This window comes from Streptomyces synnematoformans, from assembly GCF_039531005.1.
GTDB classification, from domain to species: Bacteria; Actinomycetota; Actinomycetes; order Streptomycetales; family Streptomycetaceae; genus Streptomyces; species Streptomyces synnematoformans.
Genome location: NZ_BAAAPF010000724.1, coordinates 1 through 881 on the forward strand (window position 1 = coordinate 1; position 881 = coordinate 881).

Genomic DNA, 881 nt, shown 5'->3' on the forward strand with positions numbered 1-881 from the left:
CTTAGAGCTTGTCTCACGTGGTGTCTGAGTGGTGCGGCATGATGCTGTGTCATGGGTGTTGGTCTGTCGGAGCGGTTGGTTCCTGACGAACTCTGGTCGCTTGTCGCTCCGTTGCTGCCGTCGTTTCCTTCGCGTCCGCAGGGAGGCGGTACTGCGCCGGTTGACGAGCGGGCCGTGTTCACGGCCGTGGTGTACGTGCTGACCAGCGGGTGTGCCTGGCGGCACCTGCCGGAGACCTTCGGGGTCTCGCCGGCGACCGCACACCGCCGCTTCTCGGCCTGGACGAAGGAGGGGCTGTGGCGACGCCTGCACCGGGCCGTGCTCGACGAGCTCGGCGCGCGCGGCGAGGTGGACTGGACCTCGGCGATCGTGGACGCGGCCTCTGTCCGCGCGAAAAGGGGGGATCGCTGACCGGGCGCAATCCGGTCGACCGGGGCAAGAAGGGCAGCAAGCTCCATGTGCTGTCCGATGCTCAGGGCTTACCCCTGGCCCTCGGTGTCTCCGGTGCGAACGTCCACGACAGCCAGGCAGTGCTGCCGCTGGTCCTCGGCATACCGGGCATCCGGTCCCGGCGCGGTCCCCGCAGACGCCGCCCCGACAGGCTCCGCGCCGACAAGGCGTACCACTGCGCTGAGAGGCTGAAGTGGCTGCGCGATCGGGGCATCGTTCCGCGCATCGCCCGGCCCGGCGTCGAGTCCAGCGAGCGTCTCGGCCGCCACCGGTGGAAGATCGAACGGTCGATCGCCTGGCTCTTCGGCTACCGCCGGCTGACCGTCCGATACGAGCGCAAAGGCAGCCACTTCCTCGCCTTCCTCGGGCTCGCGGCAGCCCTGACCTGCTACAAAAAGCTCACGAAACTCGCCACGTGAGACACATTCTTA

Annotated in this window: 1 protein-coding gene; it reads left to right on the top strand. The window is 68.1% G+C overall.

The window, feature by feature from the left end:
• The first annotated feature begins 63 nt into the window (after positions 1-63).
• Positions 64-869 (top strand): IS5 family transposase gene (locus ABD317_RS37355; protein ID WP_344296575.1). Its coding sequence is split into 2 segments (ribosomal slippage): positions 64-394 and positions 394-869, totalling 807 coding nucleotides; the frame shifts between segments, so codons are not numbered across the junction.
• The last annotated feature ends 12 nt before the right edge of the window (positions 870-881 follow it).